Source organism: Arthrobacter sp. lap29 (assembly GCF_032458965.1).
Classification (GTDB): Bacteria; Actinomycetota; Actinomycetes; order Actinomycetales; family Micrococcaceae; genus Specibacter; species Specibacter psychrochitiniphilus.
In genome coordinates this window covers 89,540-104,980 of the sequence record NZ_JAUCEK010000009.1, presented here as the reverse complement: position 1 = coordinate 104,980, position 15,441 = coordinate 89,540, and the positions used below count along the sequence as shown (strand labels likewise).

Below are 15,441 nucleotides of genomic sequence, written 5' to 3'. Positions count from 1 at the left end.
GTCAGTCGTTGAGGTAGCTCAGCAAATCGTGGCGGGTCAGCACACCCACGGGCGCACCAACAAAGGTGACCATGAGCGCATCTACGTCCTGCAGTTTGGCCCGGGCAGCGGAGATGGGCTCCAAAGATCCGATGATGGGTAGTTGCGGCTGCATGTGTTCGGTGATTTTATCTGTCAGTTTGGCTTCGTGCCGGAACAATTTGCCGGTCAGTGTGCGTTCATCCACCGCGCCAAGCACTTCCCCCATCACCACGGGAGGTTCGGCCGAGAGCACGGGGATTTGGGAGACACCGTATTCGGCCATCAAGTTGATGACGTCACGGACGGTCTCGTTGGGGTGGATATGGACCAGATCCGGTAATTGGCCCGTTTTGGCTTTGAGCACGTCGCCGATAGCGGGTTCATCGGTGACTTTCAGGAAGCCGTACGACTGCATCCAGGCATCGTCAAAGATCTTCCCCAAGTAGCCGCGGCCACTGTCCGGCAGAAGCACTACGACGACGGACCCGGCTCCCAGCCCCTTCGCCACTTCCAGCGCGGCCACCACTGCCATGCCGGAGGAACCTCCCACCAGCAGGCCTTCTTCTCGGGCCAGGCGTCGGGTCATGGCAAAGGCGTCATTGTCGGAGACCGCGATGATCTTGTGCGGGACGGACGGGTCATAGGAGTCGGGCCAAATGTCCTCGCCCACCCCCTCCACCAGGTAAGGCCGTCCCGTGCCTCCGGAGTAGACGGAGCCTTCCGGATCGGCACCGATGATCTGGACCTCACCGCCGTCGGCCTCGGCACGGTGCGCAGAAACTTCGCGGAGAAAGCGGCCCGTTCCGGTGATGGTGCCGCCGGTACCCACGCCGGCCACAAAGTGGGTGAGCTTGCCTTCGGTGTCGCGCCAAACCTCCGGGCCGGTGGTTTCATAGTGACTCAACGGGCCGTTGGGGTTGGAGAACTGGTCAGGTTTGTAGGCTCCCGGGATTTCCGTCACCAAACGGTCGGAGACGCCGTAGTAGGACTGCGGGGAATCGGCCGCCACCGCAGTAGGTGTCACCACCACCTCCGCCCCATAGGCCGCCAAGACTGCGCGTTTGTCCACGCCCACCTTGTCCGGGACTACAAAAACGCACTTGTAGCCGCGCTGCTGCGCCACCATTGCCATGGCCACGCCCGTGTTGCCGCTGGTGGGCTCCACCACGGTACCGCCGGGCTTGATTTTGCCTTCCCGCGCAGCCTCATCCAGCATTTTCACGGCAATGCGATCCTTGGCCGAGCCGCCTGGATTCAGGTATTCCAGCTTGACCAACACTGTGGCCTCCAGCCCCGCTGTCACCTTGTTCAGTTTTACCAGCGGGGTGTTGCCAATCAGGTCAAGGACAGAGTTCGCGTACTTCATAGCTCCAACGTAGACCCCGCGGGAGGAAGCGGCCAAGGAACATTACTCCCGGGGGCATTTTGGATAATAAACTTGGCACTATGCTCTCCACCGCAGGCGCCCCCTCACCACCTGGAGTGAGCCGGGATGAGATCACCACGCTGACACTGCTGCGCCGGGCCCGGGATCTGATTGATAGGGACTACGCCCAGCCGCTGGATGTGCCCACGATCGCGGCGAAGGCGTTCATGTCACCCGCACACTTTTCCCGCAAATTCCGGGCGGCGTACGGCGAGAGCCCCTATTCATATCTCATGACCCGGCGTATTGAGCGGGCTTCGGCGCTGCTCCGTGCGGGCGTTTCGGTCACGGATGCGTGCATGGCCGTGGGTGCCACCTCATTGGGTTCATTCAGTTCCCGATTCACAGAGGTCATGGGCGAGACGCCCAGCAGTTATAAGTCCCGCGACCACAGCGCCATCGAAGCCTTGCCGCCCTGCTTCATGAGGGTGGCCACCCGCCCAGCTCGGAACAGTGGCACGGACGGGGACTCTCACGGTGCACCGCAAAGTGCTGCCCATGCCCTTGCTCAACCTGCTATCCAGTCGAGCAGAAATGAAGAAGCCCGGCCCCCGGCAAACGCCTAACGTGGGTGCCATGACCATTTCACTTCAGTTCACACATTTGACCGTTCACAACCCCGATGCGGCCATCGCCTTCTACCGCGACGCCCTGGGCCTTGAAGTCCAGAACGATGTCAGCAACGGCGATTTCCGTTGGGTCACCATGGGTACCAGTACACAGCCGGGCCTGGGCATTGTGCTCTCCGAACCGCATGCCGGACGGTCCCAGGAAGACGGCGATGCCATGGCTCGCCTGCTCGCCAAGGGTGTGCTGCCCATGCTCAACTTCAGCGCAAGCGATCTGAACGCAACTTGTGAGAAGGCAGTGGCTGCCGGGGCAGAAGTGCTCCAGGAACCCGTCGAACAGCCGTGGGGTCCCCGCGATTGCGCCTTCCGTGACCCCTCCGGCAACACGGTCCGCATCGCCCAAGCCTGATCCGCCAAGGCTCTTCAACACAATCCGCGCCCGTCTCCCACATATGCGCCCGGTCTACGGGGCGCATATGTGGGAGGCGGGCGCGGAGGTTGCACGGCCGGTCGCCGCGGATCATAGTGCCATCACAGTCAAAGTTATCCACAGGTCAGCGTCTCCCCACTTACATGTGGTGCCACGCTCTGGAACCCTTGAATGTATGAGCACACCACGCTTGATCCTCCCTTCCGATCTGGAGCTGGCCGGCCAAGATTCCCGCCTTCTCACCAGGCTCTGCAACAACGGCAGGTATTTTCGTGTCCGCCGCAGCGTCTACACCGAAGCAGTCGAGTGGCATGCGCTGGATGAGTTCGCCCAATACGGCTTGCGCGCTGCGGCGTTCACGCTGACCACCAAAGCGCCTCCGGTGTTTTGCTCCTCCACGGCTGCGCTTCTTTGGGGTTTGTGGATCACCGGAACACAGACGAATCTGCACGTTGTGACGGAACAGGCCGGTGGCGGCCGCAGCCGCGGGGACATCACACGGCATTTGGGTCGGCTGGACGAGGCAGTAGTGCGCTGCGGCCCGTTGCTGCTGACGGACAAACTCACCACCACACTGGAGCTGATCACCGCACTGAAATTTGAGCAGGCTGTGGCGGTATGTGATTCAAGCCTGCACCTGCCCAGATACCCCAAACGCGGCAATATTTTTCTGCCTGCTGACGTGCCCGCCGGCGATCATGATCCCGTGTGGAACCTCAACGAACCGCAAGGCCCTCCCCTGCTGAAATCCGACCTTCTGACTGCTGCTGAATCCTTGCCGTCTCGATCGGCGTTCAACAGGGCCGTGGCTGTGATTGAGTTCGCATCCGGGCTTTCCGGTTCTGCCGGCGAGTCTCTTAGCCGGGTGCGGATGGCCCAACTGGGGTTTGTTGCCCCGGAGCTGCAACATCCTTTCACCCTGCGTGATGGCAGGGAAGCATATGTTGATTTCTGGTTCGAGAAGCAGCGAAAAGCCGGGGAATTTGACGGCCGGGCCAAGTACTTGCGGCAAGACTGGGCCGGCGGAAAGTCCCTCGAAGAGCGAATCCTCGATGAAAAGAACCGTGAGGACCAGATCCGGGCTCAGAGTGCTGGCTTCTTCCGATGGACGTGGCGGGAAATGATGGACCTCCGGGGCTTCGAACGGCTGCTTCGTCAAGCTGGCATCCCGCAAAAGTAGCAATCTATCCAGTTCCGCGCCCGCCTCCCACATATGCGCCCCGTAGACGGGGCGCATATGTGGGAGGCGGGCGCCGATTTTAGCCGGTGGCTGCGGGAGGGCTGCGGGTGTCTAGATCAGCCCGTCCGAGAGGTGGTTTGGTGTGCCGAAGCGGTGTGCCGTTATGCTGACGGCCTGCTCGTGGAGGAACACCAGCATCTCCACGCGCCCGGCCTCAGTCACCGCACCGTGATAAATTGCCAGATCCGGGCGCCCGCCCGTTGCCTCATAAACGGCGCTTGAATCTCCTCCAATGAGGCGGATACGGCCCGCACCGAAGCGGCGCGCGGTGGTGAGCCAATCGGCGTCGTTCTCCACAGTCACCGGAATCCGCAGGCTGAGCAGCAGTGCCGCCACCTCACTGGGAAGCGCGTCAGCGCAGGAGACTTCCGGAGTTGCCCCGGCCAGGATCCCTGCCGCGAGCACGCGCAGCAGCTTCGAGAGGGACTCCCCCTCGGCGAGGCGGACCAGCGGGTTCAGTGGCAGGTAGCGGAACACGTTGCGCTCGGCGGTCAGGGCCGAGACGTCGCGGGCGGCGCCAAACTCGGCGGCCCAGGCAGCGGCGTCGCTGTGCAGCGAGCGGGTCAGGAACGCCTGCTCCTCGGCCGGCAATGAGGACGCGGCGGCGAGGACCTTGCGGGCCGCGTCACTCAGCGGCGCGGTGGCACTCGCTTCGGCAGGAACCCAGGATCCCAGACCCATGAGGTAGCTGGGACCGCCCGCCTTGGTGCCAGCACCCACGGCCGATTTCTTCCAGCCACCGAAGGGCTGACGCTGCACAATAGCACCGGTGATACCGCGGTTCACGTACAGGTTTCCGGCTTGCACGGTATCCAGCCAGAGCTCAATCTCCGCGGGGTCCAGTGAGTGCAGCCCGGAGGTGAGCCCGTAGTCAATAGCGTTGACCATGGCGATGGCCTCCTCCAAGGTCTCGGCCGTCATGACTCCTAGGACCGGGCCGAAGAATTCGGTCAGGTGGAAGTTCGATCCTGCCGCAACGCCGGTGCGCACGCCCGGCGACCAGAGCCGGCCGGTGGAATCGAGCTGGCGCGGCTCCAGGGCCCACGCTTCGCCGGCGTCCAGTGTGGTCAGTGCACCGAGCAATTTACCGGCGGCAGGCTCAATGACCGGCCCCATCTGGGAGGTGGCAACGCCGGGGTAGCCCACGTTCAGGCTGGCAGCAGCGTCCAGGAGCTGGTTGCGGAAGCGCGGCGACTTCGCCACGGAACCGACGATGATGACCAAGGATGCTGCGGAGCACTTCTGCCCGGCGTGGCCAAAGGCTGACTGCACCACGTCCTTCGCCGCCAGGTCAAAATCGGCGCTGGGCGTGACGATCAGCGCGTTCTTGCCAGAGGTTTCCGCCAGCAAGGGCAGGTCGGTGCGGAAGCTGCGGAACAGCTCGGCCGTTTCATAACCGCCGGTCAGGATCAGCCGGTCAACGGACGGGTTCGCCACGAGCGCCTTTCCGAGCTCGTTTTCGCCAAGCTGGACCAGCGCCAGGACCTCGCGCGGCACGCCGGCGTCCCACAGTGCCTGGACCATGATGGAGCCGCAGCGCTGTGCCTGGGGTGCCGGCTTGATGACAACGGCGGATCCCGCCGCCAATGCCGAGAGTGTGGAGCCTGCCGGGATGGCGACGGGGAAGTTCCATGGCGGGGTCACAACGGTGAGCTTGGCGGGGACGAATGTGGCACCGTCCACCGTTTCCAGATCCTTGGCGCGCTCGGCGTAGTAGTGGGCGAAGTCCACGGCCTCGCTAACCTCGGGGTCGCCTTGGTCAAGCGTCTTGCCGGTTTCGGCGGCCATAACCTCAAGGAGCTCGGCGCGGCGGGAGTTGAGCATATCCCCCGCCCGGTGCAAAATGGCGGCACGCCCGGACCCGCCCAGTGCGGCCCATTCGCCGGAATGTTCGACGGCGGTGTCCACGATGGTGTTCAGCTCGTGAAGTTCCGTAACGGTGGTGGCTGCGACGAGCTCGTTGCCAAGCGTGGAGGACGGAATACGGGCCAGGATCTCCCGTCCCCAGACACGGTTGGGTGCCAGTGCGGGGTCTGTGTCGGGGGTGTTGGTGAAGTGGTCAGTAGCGGCTCCGGCTGCGGGCTGGGTGCGGTCCTGCACCCGGTTGGTGGGCGGCACGCAGTCATCCAACTCTGCCAAAGAGGCGAGGAAACGCTCCTGCTCGCGTTGAAACAGCCCTTCATTTTCGGAGAGTTCAAACACGGCGGACATGAAGTTTTCCTGGCTGGCACCTTCTTCGAGGCGGCGGATCAGGTAGGCGATAGCAACGTCGAACTCGCCGGGATGGACTACGGGCGTGTACAGCAGCAGCGAGCCAACGTCGCGGCGCACGGCCTCAGCCTGGCCGGTGGCCATGCCCAGCAGCATCTCAAATTCGAGCTGGCGGGAGTCGGCGCTGATGCCGCGCTGCTGGGCGAGCAGCCAGGCGTGGGCAACATCAAACAAGTTGTGTCCGGCCACGCCAATGTGGACGTTGTTAATGTGTTCGGGGGTGAGCGCGTAGTTCACAATGCGCTTGTAGTTGGTATCGGAATCCAGCTTGCTGCCCCACGTGGCCAGCGGCCAGCCGTTGACGGATGCCTGCACCTGTTCCATGGGCAGGTTTGCCCCCTTGACGATCCGCACCTTCACAGGAGCGCCGCCGTCGGCCCTGCGCGCAGCGGCCCACTCCTGCAGGTCGATCATGGCGGCCAAGGTGTCCGGGAGGTAGGCCTGAAGCACAATCCCGGCCTCCAGGTTCTTGAACTCGGGATTGTCCAGGATGCGTTTGAACACGGCGATGGTCATGCCCAGATCCTTGTATTCCTCCATGTCCAGGTTGATGAACTTAGGCTTGGGGAAGGAGGCGGCCAGCGTGTACAGGGGCGTGAGTTTTTCCACCACATGGTTGACGGCGTCCTCGAACGCCCAGGGTGAATGCGGGGCCACCGTGGAAGATTCCTTGATGGAGACGTACTCCACGTCGTCCCTCGCCAGCAGGTCCAGGGTCCCCGTTAGGCGGCGGCTGGCTTCCTTTTCGCCCAGTACGGCCTCGCCAAGCAAGTTGAGGTTCAGGTCCACCCCGCCATCGCGGATCTTCGCGATGGCCGGGCCCAGCTTGGCGTCAGTGGCGTCCACAATCAGGTGGCCCACCATCTCACGCAACACCCTGCGGGCGATGGGAATGACAAGCTGTGGCAGCACTGGTGCCATGAGCCCGCCCAGACGAACCGCGGCGCGCATGTACCAGGGTAAAAATGCGGGGACCTTGGGGGCCAGCATAGCCAGGTTCCGTCCGGCCACAGCCAGATCTTCGGGGCGGATCACGCCGTCAACGAATCCCACCGTGAAGTCCAGCCCGTTCGGGTCCTTCAGCACACCGGCCAGGCGCTGGGCGGAGACGTCAGCGGGGAACTTGGCGGCCTCGGTGAGCCAGCGGCGGACCAGTGCAATGGTTTCCTGTGCCAGTGCATCACTGGGGACTGGGATTGCGGCGGAATGCGCCCCTATTGCGGAGGCGTAGTTACCTGATGTGGCCGCGTCGGAGCCGGCGGTGGTGGAACGTGTCATGGCTGCTGGTGCGTTCTTTTCTGTTGTTTGGGATGTCCTGAAATAATGGTTCTCACCACCAGTATGGAGCGAATGTTCATTTAGCAAAAGTGGTGATTTATGATGAATATTAATCATTTCTACTAAACTATTTGGAGGCGTCCGTGTTGGACCTCAAACGGCTGCGCATGCTGCGCGAATTGCACCTTCGCGGAACCCTCGCTGACGTTGCCGCGGCGTTGGCGTACAGCCCGTCCGCAGTCTCCCAGCAGTTGGCTCTCTTGGAGAAGGAAGCTGGGGCAAAATTGCTGCGCAAGGTGGGCCGGCGCGTGCAGTTAACCCCGCAGGCAGAGATTCTCGTGGCACACACCGCCGAAATATTGGAGACTCTGGAACGCGCCGAGGCTTTTCTCTCAGCGTCCCTGTCCACCGTGACAGGGACCGTGAGGCTGGCCGTGTTTCAATCTGCAGCCCTGGCGCTGCTGCCGAACATGCTCACCGCCATGGCGCAGGCCTATCCGGAGGTGCGCCTTGAAGTGGTTCAGCGCGAACCCGAGACGGCGCTGTATGAGACGTGGGCGCGGGACTTTGACTTGGTGGTCGCGGAGCAATATCCCGGCCACGCCGCCCCGCTCCACCCCGAGCTGGACCGCGTCACGCTCACCACCGATGCCATCCGCCTTGCCGTGCCGCACGAGGGGGTTGCAGGAGGCATGTCCCGCCTACTCACGGGGCCCATCACAGGCATTGCAGACACGGCCCGCCTGCCCTGGGTCATGGAACCGCACGGCGCCGCATCGCGCCACTGGGCCGAGCAAACCTGCCGGCAGGCCGGATTTGAGCCCGATGTCCGCTTTGAAACCGCCGATCTCCAAGCCCAGATCCGGCTCATCGAATCCGGGAATGCTGTGGGTCTCATGCCAGATCTTATGTGGACCGGACGCCCGCCAGCACTGACTCTGCTGGATCTGCCGGATCTGCCACGGCGCACAGTGTTTACCTCCGCCCGGCTGGCCAGCCGGCTGCGCCCAGCCATTATGGCGTGCCGGGAAATTCTCACCGAGACCGCACTAGCTCTCGGTGAAGAGGAAACTACCCATTATCTTGAGCCAAGGCGTCTGCTGGATTGACCGAGACGGGACAGGCTCCGTATTTTTCAAATTAGCAGGGGCCGCATTACGTCCCAACTCCTGTGCAAGGGTTCGTTCTAATTTGTCGACTCAGCAGTGGATACCCGAGCTCTCCTGCATCAAATGAGCCCTGCAGCGTCTTGTTGAATCTTGCTGAGAAGGCGGAACAGCTCGCTACGGCAACATCGAGAGGGCGTTGCACCCGCCTCACGTTCAACCCCCGTGCAACCATTAGAGAATGTCCGGCGCAGTCATAAAAAAGCTGGCGAGCGCCATTGTGCCGCCCGCCCTGTTTACCGCTGGGCTAATCCTGATTGCCAATGGGACTCTGAGCCGGGGATCTGCAGGAGAGCTTTTCGAACGCACGGTACCAATCCTGTTATTTGTTGCGGCCATGACTATTGTCACGGAGCTAGCCGATAACGCTGGACTGTTTCGCATCATCACCGCCTGGTTGGCACGCCTTGGTACCTGCCGTGGCCGTGGCCGATCACAAGCGCAGCGCTCACTCTCTGGCCGGGTCATGACACTGTGGCTGCTTGTAGTTGTTTTGGCCGCATTGAGTACGGTATTCCTCTCTCTGGACACAACTGCCGTGCTGGTCACCCCGGTGGTGGTCACGCTGGCCCGGCATGCCCGTATTCACCCGTTGCCGTTCGCACTGACAACAGTGTGGCTGGCCAATACGGCTTCGCTTTTTCTGCCTGTCTCGAACCTGACCAACTTGCTGGCCCGTCAGCAACTTGATATTGGTCCAGCGGGATTTCTGCAGTTGATGTGGGCGCCGGCGCTGGTTGGTATTGTGGCACCGTTGGCGTTCCTACTCGTTTGGTTTCGGAAGGATTTTAAAGGCTCGTATACCGCGCCCGAGATTCCTGCAGAGACAGACAAGCCACTGCTGCTAATCAGCGGGGCAACAGTTGCACTTCTGCTGCCAGCACTAGTCTCAGGCGTTCCCGTTGCTATCCCTGCCAGTATTGCTGCGTGTTTCCTGGTGGCCGTGTTTATTTTTCGACGGCGTTCTGCTTTGCGCTTGCGCATGATTCCGTTCCAGCCTCTGCTGCTGACGATGGGGTTATTTATGCTGGTTGCAGCCCTCCACGACCATGGCTTGGGTGCAGCCTTAGCCCGCATCTCCGGCTCAGGAAATGACTATCTGAGCCTGCTGCAACTCGCCGGGTTGGGAATGGCAAGCGCTAACGGGTTCAACAACCTCCCTGCGTATCTGGCGCTTGAGCCAACGGCCGGCTCCGCCGTGCGGCTGGCTGCCGTATTGATTGGCGTTAACCTAGGCCCGCTTGTCTCGCCCTGGGCCTCATTGGCTACCCTGTTGTGGCACGGCAGGCTCAAATCGATGGGAATCAACATTTCTTGGACTGGGTACGCACTGGCCGGCGCTGTCCTGTTGCTACCGCTGATCCCCGCTGCAGTATTGGCCTTGTGGCTCTCCTCAGGAATGCCCGGCTGACCCTCACTACCAACGCTCCTGCAGAACGAGTTCATTTTTTTAACAAACCCTCCCGCACTGCTGCAGCAGCGTTGTCTTAAAATACCCCGAATCTGCGGGAGCGTTTTTGGGGAAGCACACCCTGCTGTCAGACTCCCGTGCAACCATGGAATCATGAAAACCCCAGCCGACTCCGCACCCCCTGGGGTGTGGGATGTGGCTGGCCCGTACTCCCTGCCGCAGACGCTAGGCATCCTGGCCCGCGGCCCAGGCGACACCACCGTCCGGCTCACACCGCACGCTGCGTGGCTTGCCTTCAATACCCCTGCTGGCGCAGCCACGCTGGGCGTCACCACGCACGGCGCTGAACTGCACGTCCGAGCCTGGGGCCCAGGGGCAGAGGATGCCTTGGCTGGGGCTGCCGCATTGCTGGGACGCCACGATGACTGGTCAGCGTTTGACTCCCCCACGTTTGCTGCCACCCTGCCATCGCGTGTCAAAGAAGCACGACGTCGCAACCCGGCCGTGCGCCTGCCTTCCACCGGGCGGATGATTGATGCCTTGGTACCCGCTATTTTGGAACAAAAAGTCACCGCCCTAGAAGCCCGGCGCGGCTACTCCACGCTACTGCGAAAGTTTGGTTCTGCGGCTCCTGGTGCGGGTATTGACCCAAATGTCCCGGCTGATCTCAGGGTTGCCCCCACCCCGGAGCAATGGGCCGCCATCCCCTCTTGGGAATGGCATCAGGCGGGCGTTGGACCGCAGCGTTCGGCAACTGTGCAGCGGGTGTTACGTTCGGCGTCGGGCGTGGAACGGTTGAGCCAGCTGCCCGCAGACGAGGCGGGGATTAAGTTGCAAAGCATCCCCGGAATTGGCCAGTGGACTGCGGCAGAAGTCACCCAACGAACCCACGGATCTCCTGACCATGTAGCCGTAGGTGATTACCATCTGGCCGCTTATGTTGGCTGGGCGCTGGCGGGAAAACCTGTGGATGACGCCACGATGCTGGAATTGCTTGAACCGTGGCGAGGTCACCGCCAGCGCGTGGTGCGGATGCTGCAACTGAGCGGCTTTCGCAAACCAACCTTCGGGCCACGCATGAGCATCCAGGACCACCGCGGGCACTGAACCGCAGGCACTGAACGGTACCCTGTCAGGTGGCTAAGCGAGGTTCACAGTGCGGAACCGCTTCTCTTCCCCGAGGCAAGATCGCCTAGGCTGTTTTTATGAGCGAGATTATCAACCTAAAAGCCACCTTCATTCCCAATGAGGACGAGTACTTCCGTGTGAAGCTCGCCCTCGAGATCGCCATCGAGCAGGTCGTTGAAGAAGCCGGCTGCATCCAGTACGAAATCACTGAGGACTCCGAGGAAAAGATCGTATTGACAGAGCAGTGGGCTTCAGACGAGGACCTCGTCAAACACAGCAAGGGAATCGCTGTGCAGGATCTCAACGAATCCCTGAGCGCACTGCTGGCTGAGCCCGTGATACTGGAACGATCCTAAACAAAAAAGAAAAGGGGGCACCACACCAACTTCGGTGAGGTGCCCCCTTTCTCGTTTGAGGTAGTTACTCCGCGGCGCTGGATTCGTCTTGCTTAGCGGCAACAGTTGCATGAACTTCGCTCATGTCAAGGGCCTTAACGGCGTCAATGACAGAATCAAGCTGTGTTCCGTTCAGGGCGCCGGGCTGTGCAAACACCAGCACCTTTTCACGGAACGCCATCAGCGTCGGGATGGAGGTGATATTTGCTTCTGCGGCAAGCTGCTGCTGGGCTTCGGTGTCTACCTTGGCGAACACAACGTCGCTGTGCTTCTCGGAAGCAGCCTCGAAGGTCGGTGCGAAGCGCACGCAGGGCTGGCACCAGCTAGCCCAGAAGTCAACAATCACAATGTCGTTGCCTTCAATGGTGGGACCAAAATTTTCCGTGGTGATTTCAACTGTAGCCATGCCTTAACCGTACGGGATAGCCCACACTCATGCCCAAGGTTTCGCTCACCGCGTGAGGAAGGGCGCCTGCGCCTTTGCTGCGCCCATGGTGCGGACCGCCTGCACAAAGACAGTGGAGACCTCTCCTTATTCTCTGAAATTTAGGAGCAAAGACACACCAAGTTAACAGAGAATTCACCTTGAGCACGCAGGCTGGCGATGTTGAGTTAGCAGACAAGGAAGCAGCGATGACTTTCACACCAGGAGATCCCATGACACGCCCACTTCATCACCGAGCTTTTATTGATCCCGAAAATAACGAGGTGTGGCCGGCCCTGACCCACAATGAGCCAATAACTCTTGTCAACAACCGCGGCTGGCGCCTCGCAGGCCGTGTGGAGACGCTTTCTAACGACCGCCAGTGTCTTTGGATCCAACTGGACTCCGGCATGGGCCGCCAACTGATCCACCATCAGGACGGCTTCGTTTTGGAAAACGACCAACAGTCAAACTGATTCTGCCTGCTCCATCAGTGATTCTGCAGGCAAAAACAGCAAGCACGCAGTCCTAAACTTTGGACTTGCGGTATCCGGCATTCTTGGCAGCAGTCTCGGTGCTGAAGCAGATCTCAGGCGTGGTCTTTGTATAGAACTTCTGATTCTTGAGGTGGTAGATCTTACTGGGTGCGTTGCCCTTGATCGGCGCCCATGATGGGCAGTTCCACTTGCTGGCTGGCTTGGATGAGGTGGGTTTGGCGGCAGCCACAACCTTGATGCCTATTGCCCCTGTGGATGACGCCTTGTATTGACCCTGAGCGGGCACCAGCGCAGTCCACTTACCTGAAACACTTGCCGCAGCACTCGCCTTGAAGGCACCCGCTGAGTTGGTTTTCAAGGTTCTCACCAAAGCCTTCGGGGCCGAACCATCCGGATCGAAGTAAATCTTGACTGTGATTGCGCCCGTGTTGGCCCAAGAATTCCCCTTGGCCTGCTGCACTTGGCCCGAATAGCTGAGTGTTTTCCCTTTGGTCACGGTGGCGGGCCCCACCACAAATTTGGTAGTGCGAGTGGCAGTAGAGGCGGCAGCCTGAGCAGAGGTAGGAGCCACCCTCAAAGGAAGCAACAAGGCCAAGACCGCAAAAATCACAATCAGAAAATAACGCGGCTTACGCGAGCCGAGGCGCATAGAAAAGTTCAAGCACTCCCCCAGGGCACTAGCCGGACTCACCATCCGGACACAAAGTTGACTGGCGAAGCATATCGAGAGTTTGAGAGGTTTGTAGCGCCTGGCGAGAATATGACGGCCGTGGCGGCACGGCTCAGGTTGCAGCTGTGTGCTTGAGCCTAGTCTTCCGGACTGATCATAGAAACAAACTCTTGGGCGTCTGCCACACCAATTTCTGCGTGGTTCCGCAAGAGGTGGGCTGCGCCGTCGTAGTTTCCCGAGAGAGCCAACTGGCGAATCTGAGCATAAATCTCCGCGTTGAGCCGGGTGCTGGCAACCTCCCGCACCTCATCGCCTTGGGAGACGATGGCCCGGTAGCGGTAATGCCCCTTGGCGGCAGCAGGCTTAACGTGCAAGTCTGCCGCCAGTTCCGCGGCCGGACGCTCAGATTTTGGCGCCTCTACTGAATCTTCAGCTGCCGGGCCAGCATTGATAATGTCAGCCACGGTCAACGGGCCTCCCGCCGCGGCGGGGCTTGGAGCCGGGCTAGTTATTCCTTGGTCTTTGGAAGCTGGCTCAGGAGTGGGCTGTGGGAATTGAGCCAGGGCCGCAACGGCAGCCGCGGCTTCTCCGAGTCCGGTCCGCGTTGCCTTGCGGTATTCCTTTACCGCATTGAGTACTTGGTGCTGGGCTATCAACGAGTACACACGCCGGTGAGTTTCCGGAGTCAGCCGCACGCTGGCTTCCTTTGCATCCTCGCGGGTGATATCGCGCCCATGCCTCGTTTTCTTGACGCCGGGCTCCTTGGCAGCGGGCCCCTTGGCGCCGGGCTCTGCCGAGGATTCGTTCAGCGTGGAGTCCTGCTCTGGCCGGTTTCGGCTTCCTATGAGCCGGGCACCCACAACCACAACAATGACAACAACTAACAAGATGATCAAGGGCACGACGTATTCCATGACTTAACTGTAGTTCGCCCGCGACGCACAACAGCAAAAAACCCGGAACCTCGCACTCAGTGCGCTGTTCCGGGTTTCCCGTTTGGTGGCAGATACTGGATTCGAACCAGTGAAGGCGTTGCCAGCTGATTTACAGTCAGCCCCCTTTGGCCACTCGGGTAATCTGCCAAGGCCAGCCATACCCAAACAACAGGTCTGACTTTCGCTCCCAAGAAGTGGAAGCAGTAAAACAATACAAGGAATTTGCTCAAGAATCGAATCGAGAGTGCCAAATCACCAAAATTGGTCAAAATTTCCTAAAATTACGCGCTTCTCCCTACTCTCAGTGCACTGTCAGGCGTCGCCATGGATCCTCTTGACCAATTGGCTCTCCATGAAGGCGGCCTGTTCGGGGGTCAACTGTTGCAACTGGACCGCCCTGGCCATGTCTTCGTGAACACCGGCGATCCTCGAGGACGCAGAATTGGGCGGTGAGCCGATAATGCTGCCCGGTTCAAAAGCTGCCATAGATCCACCAACAAGGGCCGGACCACTCAAGACAGTCACTGCAGCTAACGTGACGGCCGCGACGGCGGTCCCCACAGTTTTCTTCCGGCCCGCTGCCGGTTTGGTGCCAGAACGATGCGCCACAGCACCCCTGCCCACGTTTGCATCCACGTTCATACCGGCCTTTGCACTGCCGTCTGCGCCGGCAACCGGAATCGCGTTTCCAACCGTGGCCATGGATCCTCCTGATACTGGTTCTCTCAACAACTTCCAGTTTGCCTAGAACAAATGTGCACATACCCAACAAACCCTTGAAGGACACTGTGAGCGCCCACCGCCCTCCCAAACCCCACTTCGTACGCTTTGGGCCCCTCGGGCGCTAGCGCCCACCGCCCTCCCAAACCCCACTTCGTACGCTTTGGGCCCCTCGGGCGCTAGGCTTAGATTCAAATCAACCATTCAGCTTTTTAGGTATGCGGAGGAATCATGGCCAGTGAGTCAACGTTCGACGTCGTCAGCAAGGTCGACAAGCAAGAGGTCGCCAACGCCTTGCACCAGTCCCAGAAGGAAGTAGTGCAGCGCTATGACTTCAAGGGCGTCGGTGCCGAAATCGATTTTAGCGGCGAGAAAATTATGATCAAGGCCAACTCCGAAGAGCGCGTCATGGCAGTCATGGATGTCTTCGAGTCCAAGTTGATCAAGCGCGGCATCTCCTTGAAGTCCCTTGACGCCGGCGAGCCCTACGCCTCCGGTAAGGAGTACCGTCTGGAAGCCGAAATCAAGGAAGGCATTGCCCAAGACATTGCTAAGAAGATCAACAAGCTGATCCGCGACGAAGGGCCCAAGGGTGTCAAGTCCACCATTCAGGGCGATGAACTGCGGGTGAGCTCAAAGAGCCGTGATGATCTTCAGGAAGTCATGGCAATGCTGCGCAAGTTCGAGGACGCGGACCTGCAGTTCGTCAACATGCGCTAAGCCGAACTCCCCCTCTGCGGCCACCGCTTAAAGCACGGTTGCACTAAAAAGCGCTCATCGCTGAACTCTCCGCAAATCTGCGGAAAACTTTCAGACGGTGAGCGCTTTTTCCCTTGCCCGCATGACGGGTCAGGCATAGT

General features: G+C 60.5%; 15 protein-coding genes and 1 tRNA gene. 9 read left to right on the top strand and 7 right to left on the bottom strand.

What is annotated here, in order from left to right; translation table 11 throughout:
- Position 1: 1 nt before the first annotated feature.
- The gene (locus RY113_RS15130; RefSeq protein ID WP_315915225.1) at positions 2-1,387 is read right to left on the bottom strand and encodes a cystathionine beta-synthase; all 1,386 of its coding nucleotides are present in this window, start codon (positions 1,385-1,387) and stop codon (positions 2-4) included.
- Between the two features lie 80 nt (positions 1,388-1,467).
- On the opposite strand from RY113_RS15130, the gene RY113_RS15125 reads away from it, so the two are divergent.
- The 3 genes from RY113_RS15125 to RY113_RS15115 all read left to right on the top strand — a co-directional run bounded on the left by RY113_RS15125 (position 1,468) and on the right by RY113_RS15115 (position 3,626).
- Complete coding sequence (locus RY113_RS15125; protein WP_179442481.1) at positions 1,468-2,013, top strand: helix-turn-helix transcriptional regulator; 546 nt, start codon at positions 1,468-1,470, stop codon at positions 2,011-2,013.
- A gap of 10 nt (positions 2,014-2,023) precedes the next feature.
- Complete coding sequence (locus tag RY113_RS15120) at positions 2,024-2,425, top strand: VOC family protein (RefSeq protein ID WP_315915224.1); 402 nt, start codon at positions 2,024-2,026, stop codon at positions 2,423-2,425.
- Positions 2,426-2,621: 196 nt separating this feature from the next.
- Positions 2,622-3,626, top strand: a complete 1,005-nt coding sequence (locus tag RY113_RS15115; RefSeq protein ID WP_110105484.1) for a hypothetical protein — start codon at positions 2,622-2,624, stop codon at positions 3,624-3,626.
- Between the two features lie 111 nt (positions 3,627-3,737).
- On the opposite strand, the gene RY113_RS15110 is transcribed toward RY113_RS15115, so the two are convergent.
- The gene (locus RY113_RS15110; RefSeq protein ID WP_315915223.1) at positions 3,738-7,235 is read right to left on the bottom strand and encodes a bifunctional proline dehydrogenase/L-glutamate gamma-semialdehyde dehydrogenase; all 3,498 of its coding nucleotides are present in this window, start codon (positions 7,233-7,235) and stop codon (positions 3,738-3,740) included.
- Between the two features lie 143 nt (positions 7,236-7,378).
- Between RY113_RS15110 and RY113_RS15105 the strand changes: the two genes are divergently transcribed.
- From RY113_RS15105 to RY113_RS15090, 4 genes are all read left to right on the top strand, one after another.
- Positions 7,379-8,344, top strand: a complete 966-nt coding sequence (locus RY113_RS15105; protein ID WP_110105482.1) for a LysR substrate-binding domain-containing protein — start codon at positions 7,379-7,381, stop codon at positions 8,342-8,344.
- Between the two features lie 238 nt (positions 8,345-8,582).
- The gene (locus tag RY113_RS15100) at positions 8,583-9,812 is read left to right on the top strand and encodes an SLC13 family permease (RefSeq protein ID WP_315915222.1); all 1,230 of its coding nucleotides are present in this window, start codon (positions 8,583-8,585) and stop codon (positions 9,810-9,812) included.
- A 153-nt stretch (positions 9,813-9,965) separates the two neighbouring features.
- Positions 9,966-10,919, top strand: coding sequence for a DNA-3-methyladenine glycosylase (locus RY113_RS15095; RefSeq protein ID WP_245932091.1), 954 nt, complete (start codon positions 9,966-9,968; stop codon positions 10,917-10,919).
- Positions 10,920-11,017: 98 nt separating this feature from the next.
- On the top strand, positions 11,018-11,296 hold the full coding sequence (locus RY113_RS15090) for an antibiotic biosynthesis monooxygenase (RefSeq protein WP_315915221.1): 279 nt from the start codon (positions 11,018-11,020) through the stop codon (positions 11,294-11,296).
- A 64-nt stretch (positions 11,297-11,360) separates the two neighbouring features.
- Here RY113_RS15090 and RY113_RS15085 read toward each other — a convergent pair whose 3' ends face one another.
- Positions 11,361-11,741, bottom strand: coding sequence for a co-chaperone YbbN (locus RY113_RS15085; RefSeq protein ID WP_110105479.1), 381 nt, complete (start codon positions 11,739-11,741; stop codon positions 11,361-11,363).
- Positions 11,742-11,968: 227 nt separating this feature from the next.
- Here RY113_RS15085 and RY113_RS15080 point away from each other — a divergent pair, with 227 nt between their 5' ends.
- Positions 11,969-12,235 (top strand): hypothetical protein, encoded by a 267-nt coding sequence (locus tag RY113_RS15080; protein ID WP_315915220.1) that lies wholly within the window; start codon positions 11,969-11,971, stop codon positions 12,233-12,235.
- Positions 12,236-12,287: 52 nt separating this feature from the next.
- Here the strand turns inward: RY113_RS15080 and RY113_RS15075 are convergent, their stop codons facing one another.
- The 4 genes from RY113_RS15075 to RY113_RS15060 form a co-directional block, all read right to left on the bottom strand.
- On the bottom strand, positions 12,288-12,866 hold the full coding sequence (locus RY113_RS15075) for a hypothetical protein (RefSeq protein ID WP_315915219.1): 579 nt from the start codon (positions 12,864-12,866) through the stop codon (positions 12,288-12,290).
- 197 nt (positions 12,867-13,063) lie between these two features.
- A complete protein-coding gene (locus tag RY113_RS15070) occupies positions 13,064-13,840 on the bottom strand; it encodes a hypothetical protein (RefSeq protein WP_315915218.1) in 777 nt (258 codons plus the stop codon).
- Positions 13,841-13,923: 83 nt separating this feature from the next.
- A tRNA-Tyr gene (locus tag RY113_RS15065) sits at positions 13,924-14,008 on the bottom strand.
- A 165-nt stretch (positions 14,009-14,173) separates the two neighbouring features.
- The gene (locus RY113_RS15060; protein WP_110105475.1) at positions 14,174-14,563 is read right to left on the bottom strand and encodes a hypothetical protein; all 390 of its coding nucleotides are present in this window, start codon (positions 14,561-14,563) and stop codon (positions 14,174-14,176) included.
- Positions 14,564-14,812: 249 nt separating this feature from the next.
- On the opposite strand from RY113_RS15060, the gene RY113_RS15055 reads away from it, so the two are divergent.
- Complete coding sequence (locus tag RY113_RS15055) at positions 14,813-15,301, top strand: YajQ family cyclic di-GMP-binding protein (protein ID WP_110105474.1); 489 nt, start codon at positions 14,813-14,815, stop codon at positions 15,299-15,301.
- Positions 15,302-15,441: the final 140 nt, after the last annotated feature.

Bases quoted from the DNA above. Each gene is read 5' to 3' on its own strand.
- RY113_RS15130 (WP_315915225.1), bottom strand. From the start codon at position 1,387: ATGAAGTACGCGAACTCTGTCCTTGACCTGATTGGCAACACCCCGCTG.
- RY113_RS15125 (WP_179442481.1), top strand. From the start codon at position 1,468: ATGCTCTCCACCGCAGGCGCCCCCTCACCACCTGGAGTGAGCCGGGAT.
- RY113_RS15120 (WP_315915224.1), top strand. From the start codon at position 2,024: ATGACCATTTCACTTCAGTTCACACATTTGACCGTTCACAACCCCGAT.
- RY113_RS15115 (WP_110105484.1), top strand. From the start codon at position 2,622: ATGAGCACACCACGCTTGATCCTCCCTTCCGATCTGGAGCTGGCCGGC.
- RY113_RS15110 (WP_315915223.1), bottom strand. From the start codon at position 7,235: ATGACACGTTCCACCACCGCCGGCTCCGACGCGGCCACATCAGGTAAC.
- RY113_RS15100 (WP_315915222.1), top strand. From the start codon at position 8,583: ATGTCCGGCGCAGTCATAAAAAAGCTGGCGAGCGCCATTGTGCCGCCC.
- RY113_RS15095 (WP_245932091.1), top strand. From the start codon at position 9,966: ATGAAAACCCCAGCCGACTCCGCACCCCCTGGGGTGTGGGATGTGGCT.
- RY113_RS15090 (WP_315915221.1), top strand. From the start codon at position 11,018: ATGAGCGAGATTATCAACCTAAAAGCCACCTTCATTCCCAATGAGGAC.
- RY113_RS15085 (WP_110105479.1), bottom strand. From the start codon at position 11,741: ATGGCTACAGTTGAAATCACCACGGAAAATTTTGGTCCCACCATTGAA.
- RY113_RS15080 (WP_315915220.1), top strand. From the start codon at position 11,969: ATGACTTTCACACCAGGAGATCCCATGACACGCCCACTTCATCACCGA.
- RY113_RS15070 (WP_315915218.1), bottom strand. From the start codon at position 13,840: ATGGAATACGTCGTGCCCTTGATCATCTTGTTAGTTGTTGTCATTGTT.
- RY113_RS15060 (WP_110105475.1), bottom strand. From the start codon at position 14,563: ATGGCCACGGTTGGAAACGCGATTCCGGTTGCCGGCGCAGACGGCAGT.
- RY113_RS15055 (WP_110105474.1), top strand. From the start codon at position 14,813: ATGGCCAGTGAGTCAACGTTCGACGTCGTCAGCAAGGTCGACAAGCAA.